Annotated in this window: 14 protein-coding genes; 2 read left to right on the forward strand and 12 right to left on the reverse strand. The window is 26.1% G+C overall.

All coding sequences use genetic code 11. From position 1 onward, the window contains the following. Positions 1–153 precede the first annotated feature (153 nt). From KQI36_RS12580 to KQI36_RS12595, 4 genes are all read right to left on the reverse strand, one after another. On the reverse strand, positions 154–1,716 hold the full coding sequence (locus KQI36_RS12580; protein ID WP_216451162.1) for a DUF3794 and LysM peptidoglycan-binding domain-containing protein: 1,563 nt from the start codon (positions 1,714–1,716) through the stop codon (positions 154–156). Between the two features lie 409 nt (positions 1,717–2,125). Then, positions 2,126–2,362 (reverse strand): Veg family protein, encoded by a 237-nt coding sequence (locus KQI36_RS12585; protein WP_010293838.1) that lies wholly within the window; start codon positions 2,360–2,362, stop codon positions 2,126–2,128. Positions 2,363–2,767: 405 nt separating this feature from the next. After that, the gene (gene yabG / locus KQI36_RS12590) at positions 2,768–3,673 is read right to left on the reverse strand and encodes a sporulation peptidase YabG (protein WP_216451163.1); all 906 of its coding nucleotides are present in this window, start codon (positions 3,671–3,673) and stop codon (positions 2,768–2,770) included. Between the two features lie 216 nt (positions 3,674–3,889). Next, entirely contained in the window at positions 3,890–4,891 is a 1,002-nt protein-coding gene (locus KQI36_RS12595; RefSeq protein ID WP_216451164.1) for a CotS family spore coat protein, read from the reverse strand. A 223-nt stretch (positions 4,892–5,114) separates the two neighbouring features. Here KQI36_RS12595 and KQI36_RS12600 point away from each other — a divergent pair, with 223 nt between their 5' ends. Beyond that, positions 5,115–6,239, forward strand: coding sequence for a glycosyltransferase family 4 protein (locus tag KQI36_RS12600; protein WP_216451165.1), 1,125 nt, complete (start codon positions 5,115–5,117; stop codon positions 6,237–6,239). A 63-nt stretch (positions 6,240–6,302) separates the two neighbouring features. Here the strand turns inward: KQI36_RS12600 and KQI36_RS12605 are convergent, their stop codons facing one another. From KQI36_RS12605 to KQI36_RS12615, 3 genes are all read right to left on the reverse strand, one after another. Continuing rightward, positions 6,303–7,316 (reverse strand): CotS family spore coat protein, encoded by a 1,014-nt coding sequence (locus KQI36_RS12605; protein WP_216451166.1) that lies wholly within the window; start codon positions 7,314–7,316, stop codon positions 6,303–6,305. Between the two features lie 83 nt (positions 7,317–7,399). Continuing rightward, positions 7,400–8,170, reverse strand: a complete 771-nt coding sequence (locus KQI36_RS12610; RefSeq protein ID WP_216451167.1) for a hypothetical protein — start codon at positions 8,168–8,170, stop codon at positions 7,400–7,402. A gap of 32 nt (positions 8,171–8,202) precedes the next feature. Beyond that, on the reverse strand, positions 8,203–9,204 hold the full coding sequence (locus KQI36_RS12615; protein ID WP_216451168.1) for a CotS family spore coat protein: 1,002 nt from the start codon (positions 9,202–9,204) through the stop codon (positions 8,203–8,205). Positions 9,205–9,533: 329 nt separating this feature from the next. Between KQI36_RS12615 and KQI36_RS12620 the strand changes: the two genes are divergently transcribed. Continuing rightward, positions 9,534–10,658 carry a glycosyltransferase family 4 protein gene (locus KQI36_RS12620; RefSeq protein ID WP_216451169.1) on the forward strand — a complete coding sequence of 375 codons (1,125 nt, stop codon included), beginning with the start codon at positions 9,534–9,536 and terminating at the stop codon, positions 10,656–10,658. 362 nt (positions 10,659–11,020) lie between these two features. Here the strand turns inward: KQI36_RS12620 and KQI36_RS12625 are convergent, their stop codons facing one another. The 5 genes from KQI36_RS12625 to KQI36_RS12645 all read right to left on the reverse strand — a co-directional run bounded on the left by KQI36_RS12625 (position 11,021) and on the right by KQI36_RS12645 (position 17,084). Continuing rightward, complete coding sequence (locus KQI36_RS12625; protein ID WP_216451170.1) at positions 11,021–11,935, reverse strand: GNAT family N-acetyltransferase; 915 nt, start codon at positions 11,933–11,935, stop codon at positions 11,021–11,023. Between the two features lie 93 nt (positions 11,936–12,028). Then, positions 12,029–12,781: a YdcF family protein gene (locus KQI36_RS12630; protein ID WP_216451171.1), complete on the reverse strand. Its 753-nt coding sequence runs from the start codon at positions 12,779–12,781 to the stop codon at positions 12,029–12,031. Positions 12,782–12,959: 178 nt separating this feature from the next. After that, positions 12,960–14,027, reverse strand: coding sequence for a mannose-1-phosphate guanylyltransferase (locus KQI36_RS12635; protein WP_216451172.1), 1,068 nt, complete (start codon positions 14,025–14,027; stop codon positions 12,960–12,962). 164 nt (positions 14,028–14,191) lie between these two features. Continuing rightward, positions 14,192–15,301 carry a M20/M25/M40 family metallo-hydrolase gene (locus tag KQI36_RS12640; RefSeq protein WP_010293858.1) on the reverse strand — a complete coding sequence of 370 codons (1,110 nt, stop codon included), beginning with the start codon at positions 15,299–15,301 and terminating at the stop codon, positions 14,192–14,194. 223 nt (positions 15,302–15,524) lie between these two features. Next, a complete protein-coding gene (locus KQI36_RS12645; protein WP_216451173.1) occupies positions 15,525–17,084 on the reverse strand; it encodes an AbgT family transporter in 1,560 nt (519 codons plus the stop codon). Positions 17,085–17,329: the final 245 nt, after the last annotated feature.

Raw genomic sequence — 17,329 nt, forward strand, 5'->3', positions numbered from 1 at the left:
ACCAAATTAAATTATTTTATAATTTAGTATACCAAAGCTATTGAAAAGTTTAAAGATTAATTCTTAATTTAGATACTATAGACACTTCCCATTCAATCTAAAAAATAGACCATCTTTTAAGATAGCCTATTATTATAATCTAATTATTTTAATCTAAATAACTGCTCTGCCTGGTATTATTAATTTATCCATAGGTTTTATATCCTTTTCATTTTCAATACCATTTATATTTAATATTTTCTCCTTTGTAGTATAATATCTCTTGCATATTTTCCATAGGTTATCATCCTTTTGAACTACATATATAGTTACACTTGCTTTCTTCTGAGGGATTTCTCCTTCGATCATATTCATTTCTACTAAAAACTTTTGCTTAACAGGATAAGATACTATGCCATATCCTTTTATTATAGCTCTGACACATACATTTCCAGCTTCAATAGATGACTCTAGCATTTCTAAATTTAATTTACAAATACAATCCATATCTATTTTAGCACCATCTATATCTATAGTTGTTGAAAATGGTATTTCATCACTTGCACAAGCTAAATATTCTTTATCATCACCAGTAGAATAAAGTATATCTGCCTTTAATACTCCCTCTACTAAAATTTTATCATCCATTAACTTTTTATCTGTTATATTTACATCTGCAGTTGTCATTATAACTTTACTAGGTTTAGGCATATCATTTGCAATTTCTATATCACCTTTTGCTAATGTTTCTGTTTGATTTTGTCCTTGGATGACATTAATATTAAATTCTTCTTTGTCCATTTTAACCATTTTTGTTGGACAATATGCATCTTCTATCATTTCTATTTCTTCTTTAGCCATAACATGAGTTATTGTTTTAACTAAGAATTCTATATCTAAAATTCTATTTTCTCCCATATCATCTTCTTTTATATCATATTCAAAAGAATGTACTGTAAAATCTGTATTATGTTCCATACCATTTTTTATCTTATCAATTTCTAATTCTTTAGTTATAGGTATATTTTCACTTATACATATGACTTCTTTACTGTTTTTACCTTTATACAATACTTGAAGGTTTGCTACACATTCTAAATGTATACCACCATCATATAATCTTACTTCTTTTTTTCCTAGTGTAATAAAGTACTTTACTATTTTCCCTATCTCTGGCCTATCCATATCAATTTTAAGTTCTGTTTTACCTATCATTTCTCCTTCAAAACTACCAATAACTTTATCAAGAACCATAGGTTGTTTTAAAAATTGTAAATCTCCATCACTTTCAACATCCTTAACAATCTCAAAAGTATTTTTCTTTATTACATTACAAGCAATATTAGCTACTCCTTGAATGCATATTTTTCTTTCGTTTACAATCATGCATTGAATATGTTCAATATCTACATTTGAGTCACAATTCATATCAGCAGTTGCTCCATCTGCATCTACATTTGCACTTATTTTTGTTGTGTAGTTTACAGCATGCGCCTCTGTATTATCTTCCTCTTTATTCATATAAAGAACGTTAAAATCAACCTCAAATTCTACTAACACTTTACCATTCATAACTTCCTTATTTACAACTAAAGGCTTTGCATTTAACATCAATATGTCTGAAACATCTGGAAGTGTATCTGGTATAACATATTCTTCTTTTATTACAATGTCTTGAGAATTTTCTCCAATTGATTGCTCGTAGTCTATATTATCTTTAACTAGATTTAAATCCATAAAAGAATCCCTCCTATCTATTAAATACCTACTAGTAATTTATATATATAATTTATATTATTTATTACTAAATTTTTATATTTTTCAATAAAAATAAATTACATTTATCTTCAAATTAAACAACTAAATTACAAAATTTTTCTTGTTATATTTTTTAAATTTATTGTTGACATTTGTCGATATTTGTTATATTATAAAATTGGTTATTGACCATATAACCTCTCATAAATTCTCAATACCCTTTTATACCATAGCTGAAAGATGGATCCCCCATCTTTCATTTTTTTTATAAATTAACTCTTATAATATAATATTATTGAGAAAAACTATTTAATAGAACATTATAAAAATATTTTTATATAAAAAAAAGGATACATTTTCATGTATCCTTTTCTATTTATGTCAATGTCTAACTAGCAAATACTAACTGGACTGTTTTAGTTAATACATCTGAATAACTATATGAAACAGTTCTTTGTGCACAATCTTCTAACCTAACTGTAAAGATGCTCTCATATGCCTTTTCTAATACTCCGTCATTAATTAGGATTTTTCTTCTGCCTCCGTTAGCTTTTAATGTAACTTTTTCACCTACATGACTTTCAATGTCTTGTTTTATTGAAAGTAGAACATTCTTGGTATGCATGGGAAACACCTTCTTTCATTATCATTATATCGCAAAACCTATTAAAATTCAATGCAAAATTTTAATTCTATTATTTTCAAGCCATATTGTCAATGCTTTATAGCTGCTATAATATTTGAGTTTTTATTGAATTTTATAGTTTTTCCTCATTATAAATCCATATTCCTTTGTTTTTCAACTTATGAATTAAACAATAACGAGTTTAGTATGTGTAATCTTCTAGTTTTATATACTTATTAACTACTTTTGTTTTCAAATTGTTAACATAAAAAAGCCTATAATATTAAATTCTAATGATTTAACTAAATTAAAATGTATAAAGCGAGTATATAATTTATATTTAAATATAAGTTATATACTCGCTTTATACACGCCTATTATAAAAATTTTACTTCCTATTATTTTCTATCTTATATATTGAGATTTCGGATATCCTTCTCTATATTTCCCTCTAGTTTGTAATCCACCTACCCCTCTTATCCCAGTTATGCTATTTTCTAATGCATCCTGTATATTTACTATAGAATCTATACTTGTATATGCTATTTTCTCACAAATTAAAACTGGATCTAAGCAATGAATAAGTACCCTGTTAGGAGAGCTAGCAAAATTAGCTCCTGCATCTAAAAGAGCTTCATAGCATGATTGACATGCTCCTGCAAATATAACTAAATCATCATAATTTGATTTATATGACCTTAATATAGAAACTGCTTCTACAAAATATTTAGAATTTCTATATTGACTTAAGTCCATATAATCATTTATCCCCTTATTCATTCCATCATGACCTGTTATTATAACTATATCTGGGTTAACTTCTTTTACTAAATCTAATATTACTTTAGGCTGCTCACACTCTTTTACAATTCTCCCTTCCGCATCAATAGATAGTTCCTTATAAGTTTTTAAACATATATCTAAATAATTTAAATCCCCATCTATATGGAGTATTTTTCCTGGTCTCCCAAAAAACAATTCTTTTTTATCTATAACACTGTTATGCCTTTTCATATAATCATAATAAGATTTGTCTAATATATGTGCAGCTTCACCTCTATAATTACCTTTTCTTTTATTTATAATTCTTTTTAGAGAATTGTTGACCTTTTTATTAAAAACTTTATCCATCTCTCCTAATCTGCTTCCACTTAACACTTCTAAATCTTCTTCTGTAGCATCCGCTTCTATTCTTATATTTAGCCCTTTAAGAACATAAACATTTTTCCCATTTTCACTTTTTATGTCAATTATTTTAAAAGCTACATCACCTTCATAGGATTTTCTCACAACAACATCTCCTATTTTCAAATATATCATCTCCATATTTCAAGCTTTAATACCATTTTATTACAAGATGTTATTATTGTTACTAATTTTAGTCTTTATGAAAATTTAATATTTTTATTATTATTTGAATTAATATTTACTTTTTCATTTATATATTTTAGTATTTAAAACAAATAAAGAGTCGAAAAACTAAATTTTTCAACTCTTTTATTATTTAAAATATAAAGTTAATAATAGCTATAAATTATAAAGTTCTTTGAATTCTTCAATAAATTTCTTAAATTTGTCTTGTTCTTCTATAAGCTCTTCAATCTTCTTATTAAAAGTGCTTTGAATCCAATTAACCTCATTATAATAATATCTATTGGATAGACGCCAAAAACGTTGAGGAAACAATAAAAAAGCATATATAACCTTATATTCTTCCTCTTTTATTTTACTCTCAGAATTATATGAATCTATTATAAGCTTGGCAATGTTTAAATCCCACTCTCTTCTTTTTAATACCTTCATTAAAAAATTCGCTATATCATAGGCTCTAACTTCTCTCTTGCAATAGTCAAAGTCAATAACATTAACATTATTTTTATCATCTATAATAATGTTATGATAAGTATAATCATGATGGCAAAAACTCTTTTCTTCTTCTGCCTTTTTACATATTTCAAAATAATTAGAGCTATTAAGGACTGCTAATGCCTCTTTTCCTAGTTGTTTATAATAATCCACATTTTTTATATAATTCATGTCAAAATCACGTTTATGAGTCTTTTTTCTTCTTACCATTTCCCTCATCCTATCAAAAGATTTTATTCTTTTTTCCATAAGATGTGGCCATCTTCCTAAATCTGTTTTTAATTTACTGTTTTCTGGTGGTTCATATCCCTTTGATGCATTATGAAGTCTTGCTAAACTTTTACTAGCTATAATTAAATCTTCATCATTCTTAAAATCACACTCTCTTCCATCTATCCATTGGGATAAGGTATAAATATCTTCATTTACTAATGCATAGGGGTTTTCATCTTTGTTTAAATAATACCTATCTATGTTATGAAATCCATTTTTATATAAGTGCTCTTTAGCACCATATACAAATAAAAGCTTTTGAGTGCCATAATTTATTTTTTTCAAGCATCTGGTTCCACTATCTGTTTTCAAGCAGTATACGCCTTTACTTGGTTTTATGCTTTCAATTTTTAAGTCAAATTGGCGCTCTATTTCAAATTCTCTCATCATTTTTAACACCTCCCATATAATTTATATGTTTAATAACGGATAAATAGAATTGCTTAATTTTAGCTAACCATTATATATTAAATTTTTATTAGCAACTAAGCTTTTTTTAAATTTAAAATAAAATTTAATAATTATAATACTATTTATTAACATATTTTAATATAAATAGTTAATATACTTTAATTAGAAGAATTCACATACTGATTTATTAAGGAGTTTTATTATGAAAATTGGAATAGATGCAAGAGCTGCAAAATGGTATAGAGGTACAGGAATTGGCACCTATACCTATCAGTTAATAAATTCACTCAATAACATAGATGATTTAAATAAGTACTTACTTTTTATTAACTGCAATTATAATAATGATATAAAATTTAAAGATAACTTTATTTTAAAAACTGTAGCCGATAAAGAAGATTCTCAATTTTGGGATCAAGTAAATATTCCTAATACCATTTCAAATACGAACCTTGATATATATCACGTTCCTCAAAATGGTATAGGATTACCTATTCAAAAAAATTGTCCTTTTGTTATAACATTACATGATACAATCCCTCTTCATATGCCTGAAACTGTAGGGGATAGATATTTATCTATATTTAATAGCAAAATGAAATGGATAGTAGATAACAGTGATGGGATAATAACTGTATCAAATTTTTCAAAAGAAGATATAGCTAGAGATTTTAATTATCCTAAAGATAAAATTTTTGTTACACATCTTGCTAGCGAAAGTATTTACAAACCACTTAATAAAACTATTTGTAAAAGCATTATTAGTAAATATTACAACTTACCTTCCAACTATATACTATATGTAGGCGGATTTAGCCCCAGAAAAAATATAGTTGGACTTATAAAGGCATACAGTAAACTATCAAATAATATAAAAGAAAAACATAAGTTAGTCATTGCAGGTAACAAAGGTAAATCTTATTCTATCTATAAAAAATGTGCTTGTGATTACAACGTTGAAAATGATGTTATATTTCCAGGTTTTATATCTATGAATCATATGCCTCATCTTTATAATTGTTCTAGTTTATTCGTATATCCATCCTTTTATGAAGGTTTTGGATTACCTCCAATCGAAGCTATGGCTTGTGGCATACCAGTAATTTCTTCTAATGTAACATCTATGCCTGAAATTATAGAAGATGCTGCCCTATTTTTTACTCCTGAAGACATTGACGAATTATCTAGTAAGATTGAAGAGGCCCTTTGTGATGAAACCATAAGAAATTCTTTAATTTTAAAAGGTTTTAAAAAATCTAATTCTCTTTCTTGGAATAATGCTGGTAAAAACACTTTATATGCTTATAACAAAATAATTTATGGTTAAAAATTTTTATAATAAAAAGGCATCTCAGTTTGATATTTATCATTTCATGAGATACCTTTTTTATTATAAATTATAATGTATTTTAAAATCTTTCAAAAACTCTTCACGTTCTTCTTTGTAACTAACTTTTCTTTTTAGTCTTAAAGTAAAAGTTTCTTCCTCCCACATTTTTTTTCTTTTATAATAATCTTTCACTATACTATAAAAATCTTGTGGAAACACTAACATTCCATATAATATTTGAAAGTCTATTTCTTCTAGATTATAGAATTTATTATATTCCGTTATTAAATACTTTGCTTTTTTAAAGTTAAAAGCGAAATTTTTTAAAACTTTATTTATTAAATTACATAAATCATGCACTCTTAAATCTATTACTGCATAATCAAAATCAATAAAATGGATTTCATTATCTTTTATTATCATATTGTGATAGACCAAATCATTATGGCATAACACAATTTTATCTTCCCAACTACATGCTTTTAAATATTGATATTCATTTAAAAGTTTAATACTCTCATCCATACGTTTTAAATTATAATCTACATTTTCTAAAAATATTTTGTCAAATTCACTTTTTTTCTCATATTTACTTACCAAGGATTTGAATATCTTTATTTCTTCTTTTTTTATTGTAAAATTTCCAATCAAAGTTCCAGGATTATATCTATATCCATTATTATCATATCTAAATCCTTCTGAAGCATTATGCATTTTAGCTAAGCTCGCAGCTACCATTTTTAACTCTATTGGATTGTTAAATTCGCATTCTCTTCCTTCAATTAAATTCATAACAATATAATATTTATTATTATGTTTTGTGTAATAATTACCATAAATATTTTTCTCATATTCTATAACATTTGAAAACTTATTTTTCTTTAAATATTCCATAGCTTTACTTATAAAATCTAAGTGCTTTATATCATAATTTATTTGTTTTAAAACCTTATTTCCTTTATCAGTAAATAAAATAAACACTTTTCTTATTGGTATAACATCATATACTTTATAATTATATTTTTTAATCACCTCATCATATAAAGTGCATTCTTCGCTGTCAGCCCTAATCATAAGACAACTCACCCCACTTTTAAAGCTGTAATTTAGATTTTATATTTTTAAAGTATAGCTTTAATTGAATTTTAAGTTTAATTTTAAATTTGTATCAGAGTTTCTCCATCTTCATCTATAGATTTATTCATTTTTCTTATATAATCTTCATCATTCCAATTTCTTTTATTTTTTCTATACTTGTCATAAATTTTCATAAACTCATGAGGATAAGACATCATCGCCAATATAAAGTTTTCACTATCTTCTCCTAACCCTTCTATCCTACAAAAATGTTTTATATGCTCTTGCCATTTCAAATTTGCACCTTTTCTTTTTAATTTACTTAAAAGAAAATATCCATCCATTTCTACCATATTATAAGATATATCATAAAAGTTAACTATTTCAATGCTCTTATTTTGTTGTAAATTATCAAAGCCAACATCAGTCAAACATATTTCTACATTTTCCATACTTCGAGCTATTAGCTCCATATAATTGTTATTGTATATGTGTTCAATACATTTTTGAGCTCTTTGTAAGTTTTCATCTCCATTTTTCTGTAAAAACTCTTCAAACGCTCCATCCGGTCCATCTCTTTTTATTTTATCCATATGTTTATTTAGTCTTTTTATTTGAACCTTATATTCTTCAACAGCTTTACAGGTATCATTGTTTATTCTATATTTTAAATAACCATTAAAACCACAAGCTTTTTTATGAAATTGATTTATGGTTTCAATTTGATTAAACACCCTTTCATCTAATCCTCTTTTACTTAAAGATTCATTATCTTTTAAAATAAAATCTATTTTCTTTACACCTTTTTCTTTTAAATATTCTTGAAAATTGTCATAAAAAAATCTTCTCATTACTTAAAATACCTCCCATCCCAGTTATCTTTTTATAACTTATATTCTTTAAAAATATCTATAAATTCTTGTTTCTCATTTCTATCATTTATATAAAGTTTTAATTTTTTCAAAAAAAATTCTTCACCCCATGATTGGTTTTCCCAATAATATTGAATTCCCCGTTGCCAATAATCTTGAGGAAATTCCATAAAAGACGCCATTATAAAAATATCATCTTTATTTAATTTATGAGCTTCCATATAAGCATAGAGTACTTCCTGTGCATTGGATATATCCCATCTACTATATTTCATTCTTCTTATAAGCAAACTACTCAAATCATGAAGATATGAATCTAAAATGCAATAATCAAAATCTATAATGTTTATTCCATTTTGGTTAACTAATACATTATGATGGGCATAGTCATGATGACAAAACCCCTGTGATTTCACATGGCTTTGCATAGTCTCCATATATTTAGAATTAAATAAATCATTTATACTTTTTTCACATCTATTTAATTCTTCATCCATTATAGATAAATAAAGTCTATCAAATTCGCTCTTTTCAACTTTACTATCTATTCTTCTTTTAAAATCTAATATTTCATTTTTTCGTATCTTATATGTTTCTATCCACCTAAACCAACCTACCCTAGGATTCATATTAGGCTTAATTACAAAACCTTCACTTTTATTATGAAGTTCCCCTAACTTTCTAGCAGCATTTTTTACATCAATAACATTATTGTAATTACACTCTCTTACATTTATCCATTTAGTTAAATATCCATAATTATTATCAAACTTTATATAATCACTACCTTTAGTAGTTTTTATAATCTCCGGTATATGTTCAAACTTATTATTCTGAAGATGCTTTATAGCACCTAATATAAACATAAAATGCTCAAAATCGTATTTTATAATTTTTAGACAATATATATCTTCATCAGTCTCTATTCTGTAAACATTTTTATTTTTTTCTACATTTAATACATTAAGATTATATTGTGCTTTTATAAATTCTTCTATATTGGGGTTATTCAAAAGTATCCCTCCCTAAATTCCTTATATATGTAATATATGAATTTTTATGTTAATATGTGTTTTATTTTTTTAATTTGTAACATATATTTTCCATTATTCTAATATAGTAATATATACTTTTAAATTTTTTAAACATAATTAGAAATCATAAACATAATAGGATTTATGTGCTTGCTATTAGTTTATATATTTTAATGATATTTAAATTAATTAACTTATATAACCTAAATTCTATTGATTTTTTAGTCTTATATTAATTTTTAACATATTTGCACTCTATTTTAGTTTACTTTTAATTTAACAAGAACTATTTTAAGGGGGATATTTTTATGAAAATTGGGATTGATGCACGTGGTATCAATTGGTATAACGGTACTGGTATAGGTACTTATACTGAAAATGTTTTAAAAAATTTAATCAATATAGATAATGATAATTATTATCACATTTATTGGTCAATGGATAATTATGAATGCTATCAAAAACCTAATACCAAAATCATATCAACATCTCGAAAACATCATAGATTTTTTCAAGATTATTTTTTTCCTTATGATTTAAAAAATCAAAATATAGATCTATACCATGTTCCCCAAAACGGTATAGGACTTAGTAGTTCCATCAATTGCAAAAAAATCGTTACTATACATGATTTAATTCCATATATAATGCCTGAAACTGTAGGTAGAGGCTATCTTTTAAAGTTTTTAAAAGAAATGCCTAATATAATAGATACTTCTCAAGGAATAATCACAGTCTCAGAATTTAGTAAAAGAGATATATTGAAATTTTTTCCTATAGATGAAAATAAGATATTTGTAACACCTCTAGCTGCTGATGCTAAATATAAGCCCCTAGATAAAATAATTTGCAAAAATATATTAAAGGAGAAATATAATATTTCTAAAAAATTCTTATTATATTTAGGTGGTTTCAGTGAACGAAAAAATGTTAAATCATTGATAACTTCTTTTAGTAAGATATACAATGATTTAGATGATGATTATAATTTAGTTATTGTAGGTTCGTATAAAGATGAATCTCAATACTTAGTAAAACTAAGAGATAGTTTAGATATGAATGACAAAATAATATTTACTGGTTTTGTACCAGATGAAGATTTACCTATTTTTTATAATGGTTGCGAAATATTTGTTTATCCTTCATTATATGAAGGGTTTGGACTTCCACCACTTGAAGCTATGAATTGTAAAACACCTGTTATTACATCTAATTTAACTTCAATTCCGGAAGTAGTTGGTGATGGAGGAATTTTGATTGATCCTTATAATTCTGATAAACTTGGCGATGCTATAGGCAATTTGCTTAGCAATGAAACTTTAAAAAATTATTATGCTGAAAAAGGATTTGAAAGGGCTCAAAATTTTTCATGGGAAAATACAGCTAAAAACACATTAAATATTTATAAAACTGTTTATGAAACAATTGTTTAAATAAAAAAACTAAAAGTGTATGAACAAAGGTTCATACACTTTTAATTTAAGCATAATTAATAAATTAATAGATTAAATTATCTATTATATTTTTCATATGCCTTGACGAATTAGTATTCAAAATATATTCCAAGTTTTTATGCCTATACAAATTTTAAATATTTAAAACTTTTAAAGTAATATATTATTACTTATAAGGTTTCAAATTTACTTTTTAAATTATTTACCCCAAAATTTTAATATACAGATAATGAGACATGGTCCAACCCATCTGAAATTTAACACTATACCTTGTATAAGAATATTTTAAGGTTATTAAATAAATTTAAATTGAAGTTTCTTTCCCTATAATACTCTATAACTTATAACTTCATATTTTTTACATACCATTTGGAAAAAATATAATCTTCTTCAAAACCTATATCTTTATAAAGCTCAAATGCACCATTATTTGAACTCATAACTAGCAACCTCATTGTTAATATGTCTTTAGCTATAAAACCATCTATAAATTTATATAATACTTGTCTTCCAATGCCACGACCTCTATATTCCTCTAAAATGCCTATGTTATCTATCCAACCAATATTATCAACTTCTGCTAACATATATATTCCTATTGGAATATTTTTTTCATATATTATACCTAAAAGTTTTTCGTTTTCTTTATAAATTTCCAAAAACTCTCTAGCATCATCTTTAGTTATAGTCGCTGCATTAATACTTTTCTTAAATGATTTATTATACAGTTCAACAAAAACATCTAAATTTTTTAGTTCTAGCTTTTTTAAAATTATATTACTATTTTTAATATATTTAAGTTTTTTTATAACATTATATTTCATAACAATAGCATCATATTTCTTTATAAATCCATATCTAACAAAAAATTTTTCTATTTCAAATATGTCAGATTTAATACCTAATGAAATTTCTATTGCCATTTCTTTTCTACAAATATCAATTGCTTTCTTTAACAAAACTTCAAATTGTTTCTCACAGTTTTCTATAATTCCAAAATTAAAATAAGTTTCAGTTATATATCCAACCCCACAATTTCTAATTTCCTTTGTTATTACGCCAATAACTGCTACTATATTCCTATCATCTACTATAGTTAAAATTTGATTACCAAATTTAAATACATCACTTTCAAAAAAATCTGTCATTTCATCAAAAGTTTTAGTATAACTCTTATCACATTGAAGAATTAAATTATATAAATTTTCTTTTAAATCTTTTGATAATTCATTAAAACTTTTTATCTTAGCAGTCATCAATACTCCTTTTATTTAAATATTTTTATAATATTATATATTTACATTATAACATGAAATTTACCATAAAAAAGTAAAATATTTTTTTAATTTCTATTTGTCAAAAACTATAGATTTTCCAAAAGCAAAAAATTCTCTTGCATACATTACTGGAACCAAATACCATCTAGTACTACTAGTATATAATCTAACATTTTTATATTCATTTCGACTCGCTAGCATTTTGCTTCTTGCGCCATGAAAATCTGTTGTTACAATTGTAATATCCTTTTCTCCTATTTCTGTACCAGTTATATTCTCTATTATAACCTTAGAATACTTAAAATTTTCATAAGTATTTGTAGACTTATTCTCCATAATAATCCTATTGTCATCCATTCCCTTAGTTACTAAATACCTTTTCATACCTTCTGCTTCACTAATATTTTCATTAGGACCTTTTCCACCAGATACTACTATTACACCTTCAAAATTAGTTTTATTTATATAATCAAGTGTAGCATTTAATCTATCCTTTAGTGTAGTGCTTAATGTTTCTCCTTTAATACCTGCTCCTAATACAATTATATAATCACAATGTTCTATGCTTTTTTTAGGATATAAAATTATATAAGACTCTGTTACGATAAATATTAAAATACAAACAATTACAACAGCTTTTATTAGCTTTTGTATTTTATTTTTTGCATTATAGGAAAATATTTTTTCTCTAAATTTTCCATATAATATAAGAGCAATACCTATAATTAAATAAAAACTACTAAAAGTAATGTACCCCAAAATCATATTTATACATAAAAAATATCCTATACATAAAACACCTAAAACAAAAAATAATCTTTTCATCTCCACTCCTAATCAACATAATTAATTCTATATATAACATAATAACATACTTGCTTTATACTAACTTACACTTTATAAATTTTTATTTTTCATTCTCAATTCTTATTTTAAATTTTTATAATAAAAAACACTAACAATTAAATAATTGATAGTGTTTTTTATAGATATCAAAACTATATTATAAAAATTCTTTTAACCCTTCCTGCTCCTTAATAGAATTTAATAAATATTTCATTTCTTGATCCTTCGACTTATCCATCACAAGTATAACATCCCCCGCATCTACAATAACCAAATCTTTTAGTCCAAAGCCAATAATTAGTTTATCTTTACCAAATATTGAACAGTTTTCACTTTCATCTAAAAATGATGGCCCTGATATATTGTTACCTTTTTTTTGTTTTAAAAATCTAGTTAATGCATTGAAACTTCCTATATCATCCCAAACAAAACCACATTTTATAACATATGCCTTTCTAGTTTTTTGCATAATTCCAAAATCTACAGATATACCATCAATCTTTTGATACTGTTCGCTTATAATCTCTTCTTCATCATCTTCTCCAATACTTTGATATATTTTATTTATACATTCATACATTTTAGGGAGATATCTTTGCATCTCTCTTAAATATATATCAGCCCTCCATACAAACATTCCACTGTTCCATAAATAAGTCCCTTTCAATAGAAAGTCTTTAGCCACTTCTGAATTTGGTTTTTCTGTAAATCGTTCCACTCTAAACGTTGGTATCGCAGCTACAACTGGTCTTCCCATTTCTATATACCCATATCCAGTTTCTGGTCTAGTAGGATTTACCCCTATTGTTACAAGCCCTCTTTTTTTATCTGCTATTTCTATTGCTTGATTTATAGTTTCTGCAAACTGCTTTTCACCTTCAATATAGTGATCAGATGGTAACACTACCATAACAGCTTCTTTATCTTTTTTTAGAAGCTTTGCAGCAGACAAACCTATACAAGTAGCAGTCTCTTTATTCTCAGGCTCCATAAATATATTTTCCTTATTTATTTCAGGCAACTCCTCATATATTTTATCTATATATTCTTTATTAGTAACAACAAAGATATTTTCTCTATCGATTATTGGCTTAATCCTATCAACAGTATTTCTAAGAAAACTTTTATTGTTTACAGTTTTTAAAAACTGTTTTGGATTATCTGATCTTGATAAGGGATATAATCTTGTTCCTTTTCCACCTGCTAAGATTAATGCATATAACAAAATATCACCTTTATTTATTGCTTAATTCTATTTTATGTAAATCTTATTTTTTTTGTGATAGTCTTCTGCATAATTTTTGTTAATTAATTTATTTTTTTGTTAATATATAAAAAAGCATGCACTAAACATACTTTAAAATATATTTAGCCATGCTTAATTTTCAATTATACAGTTTTAATTATTTCAAGAACTAACTTAGATGCACTAACTAAATCTTTAATATGAAGATGTTCTTCTAAAGTATGTGCTTTTCTCTCACCAATTCCTAAATTAACTGCTTTTAAACCATTGGCATTTAGAACATTAGTATCACTTCCACCACCTGTTCCTTGTAATACCATTGGTAAGTTAAGATTTTTACATGCAGTTTTAGCTATTTCAACTACATTTTCACTTTCTGAAACATTAAATGGTTGATACATTCTAGTAGCTTCAAATTCAATTTCAGCTCCAAACTTTTTACCTGCATCTTCAAAACATTTACGCATATGATTTGTTTGAGCATCTAATTTTTCTTTATTTAAACTTCTAGCTTCTGCCTTTATTTCAACTATTGGAGATACTATGTTATTTGGTCCATCGGCTACTATTTTTCCTATGTTGGCAGTTGTTTCTTCGTCTATTCTTAAAAGCTTCATATTACTTATAGCATGTGCTGCAACTTGTATTGCACTTACACCCTCTTCTGGACATACTCCTGCGTGAGCTGGAATTCCTTTTACAGTTACTGTAATTGCATCTTGTGCTGGTCCTTTAACTATTATTTGTCCTGGCTCTCCACCACTATCAAGTACAAATGCAATTTTTGAATCTAACTTAGAATAATCTAAATTCTTAGAACCAAATAATCCACCTTCTTCAAATATAGAAAATACTATCTCTAATGGTCCATGTTCTATATTATTTTCTTTTATAACTCTTAAAGCTTCGACTATTGCAGCTATACCAGCTTTATTGTCTCCACCTAATATTGTTGTTCCATCACTGTATATAACATCATCCTTTATTATTGGTTTAATTCCATTACCAGGAGACACTGTATCCATATGACAACTAAATAATATAGGTTGTACCTTTTTTGTTCCACTTAATTTAGCTATAACATTTCCTGCATTAGATCCAACTTTAGATCCTGCATCATCCATTTCAACTTCTAAGCCTAAATCCTTTAATTCATTTAATATGAAGTTTGCAAACTCTTTTTCATTTTTAGTTTCACTATCGATTTGAACATACTTTAAAAACTCATTTAATATTCTTTCTTTATTTACCATGTCACCCTCCTATTTTATGTAATTTAATTACTTTTATTACAGTTATTATAGTAATAATATTTATTATTATTTTAAATTATATTGCCAACAAAGTAAACGTATTTTGTATAAATTATTAAAATTTTTTCACTTTTTAATAAATTGATTTATTAAAAGAAAAAATAGGTGCCAAAATTTTTAACACTTTAGCACCTATTTTCACTATATAAAAACTTAATTAATCCTATATTGGAAAATGTAATGGTGCTCCTGGTCCTAATGGTAATCCTAAAGCAAACCACACCATAAGTAACATAGTCCATCCAATTAAGAAAATCATTGAATATGGTAACATTGTTGATATTATAGTACCAATTCCTGAATCCTCATCATAAGTTTGTGCTACTGTTACTATAAGTGCAAAGTAACTCATAAGTGGAGATATAATGTTTGTTGTTGAATCTCCTATTCTATATGCAACCTGTGTTAATTCTGGTGATAATCCTACTTGCATGAATAATGGTACAAATATCGGTGCCATAATAGCCCATTTAGCTGATGCAGAACCCATAAATAAGTTTATAAATCCTGTAACTACTATAAATGCCACTATTAATGGTATTCCAGTAAATTTCATAGCTTTTAACCCAGCTGCTCCTTTTACTGCAATTATTGTTCCTAATTGAGTATAGTTAAAGTATGCTATAAATTGTGATGCAACAAAGGCTAACACTAGATATCCACCCATGCCTGCCATTGCTTTACTCATAGCTGAAACTACTTGCTTATCATCTTTTATTGTTCCTGCTCCTATTCCATAAGCTACTGCTGGAATTAAGAAATACATCATTATTACAAAAACTATTCCGTTCATAAATGGAGAGTGTTCAATAACTGAATTTGTTTCAGGATGCCTTAAAATAGCTCCTTTTGGTGCTACTAATATTATAGTTCCTATTACTAATACTAGTAATGATAATCCAGCAAATTTCATTCCTCTTTTTTCTTCTTTACTTATTTTATCTAACTTTAGATTATCCATAGAGCCTTTGTATTCACCAAGCCTTGGCTCTACTAATTTTTCAGTTATCAGTGTACCTAAAATAGTTATTAAAAATGTAGATACAAACATAAAATAAACATTTGACATTGGGTTAACATAATAAGCTGGATCAGCCATTCTAGCGGCTTCTGTACTTAATCCTGCTAGTAATGGATCTATAGTTCCAATAACTAAGTTTGCACTAAACCCTCCAGATACCCCTGCAAAAGCAGCTGCAATACCTGCCATTGGATGTCTTTTAAAACTAGCAAATATTAATGCTCCTAGTGGTATTAACACTATATAACCTGCATCTGATGCAATGTTTGACATTATACCAGCAAAAACAACTACTGCTGTTATTAAGCTCTTTGGAGTTGATAAAACTAATTTTCTTATTAATGTTGATATAAGTCCTGTCCCCTCTGCAACTCCAACACCTAACATAGCAACTAAAACTGTTCCTAGCGGCGCAAAACTTGTAAAATTCTTTACCGCATTTTCAAATATATACCTTATACCATCTGGTGTTAATAAGCTTACAACTGCAACTACTGAATCTGTAACTTCTTTAGTTTCTTTATCAATTTTTGTGAAGTTAACAGAAACACCCATCTTATAGCATATATGTGATACAACCATAACGATAAGACATAGGATAAAAAATATTGTCACTGGATGTGGCAGAGCATTTCCAACTCTTTCTACTCCATCCAAGAACCTTTGAAACAAACTTTTTCTTTTCTCGACTTTAGCCTCCATAAGTTCTCCCCCTAAATTTATTCTGTTTTTGAAAATTTTGTCCTTAAATTAATTATTTGGAAAAAATTTCGGACAATTTGAATGTTAGCATATGAATTTGTTTCAGTCAATTAAATTTATACTATAAAATTTTCTGAATATACACATCTCGTTCATTATTTATTAAATTTTATATACTTATCGCTATTTTACTATATTTATTATATTTCATCAATTCTTTGATTTTATATTTATTTATATTGTCA

The sequence above is a fragment of the Clostridium senegalense genome (assembly GCF_018916625.1).
GTDB classification, from domain to species: domain Bacteria; phylum Bacillota; class Clostridia; order Clostridiales; family Clostridiaceae; genus Clostridium_J; species Clostridium_J senegalense.

Coding starts and splice junctions, on each gene's coding strand:
- KQI36_RS12640 (WP_010293858.1), bottom strand. CDS start 15,301: ATGGTAAATAAAGAAAGAATATTAAATGAGTTTTTAAAGTATGTTCAA.
- KQI36_RS12610 (WP_216451167.1), bottom strand. CDS start 8,170: ATGAGAAGATTTTTTTATGACAATTTTCAAGAATATTTAAAAGAAAAA.
- KQI36_RS12625 (WP_216451170.1), bottom strand. CDS start 11,935: ATGACTGCTAAGATAAAAAGTTTTAATGAATTATCAAAAGATTTAAAA.
- KQI36_RS12605 (WP_216451166.1), bottom strand. CDS start 7,316: ATGATTAGGGCTGACAGCGAAGAATGCACTTTATATGATGAGGTGATT.
- KQI36_RS12630 (WP_216451171.1), bottom strand. CDS start 12,781: ATGAAAAGATTATTTTTTGTTTTAGGTGTTTTATGTATAGGATATTTT.
- KQI36_RS12645 (WP_216451173.1), bottom strand. CDS start 17,084: ATGGAGGCTAAAGTCGAGAAAAGAAAAAGTTTGTTTCAAAGGTTCTTG.
- KQI36_RS12580 (WP_216451162.1), bottom strand. CDS start 1,716: ATGGATTTAAATCTAGTTAAAGATAATATAGACTACGAGCAATCAATT.
- KQI36_RS12595 (WP_216451164.1), bottom strand. CDS start 4,891: ATGATGAGAGAATTTGAAATAGAGCGCCAATTTGACTTAAAAATTGAA.
- KQI36_RS12620 (WP_216451169.1), top strand. CDS start 9,534: ATGAAAATTGGGATTGATGCACGTGGTATCAATTGGTATAACGGTACT.
- KQI36_RS12600 (WP_216451165.1), top strand. CDS start 5,115: ATGAAAATTGGAATAGATGCAAGAGCTGCAAAATGGTATAGAGGTACA.
- KQI36_RS12585 (WP_010293838.1), bottom strand. CDS start 2,362: ATGCATACCAAGAATGTTCTACTTTCAATAAAACAAGACATTGAAAGT.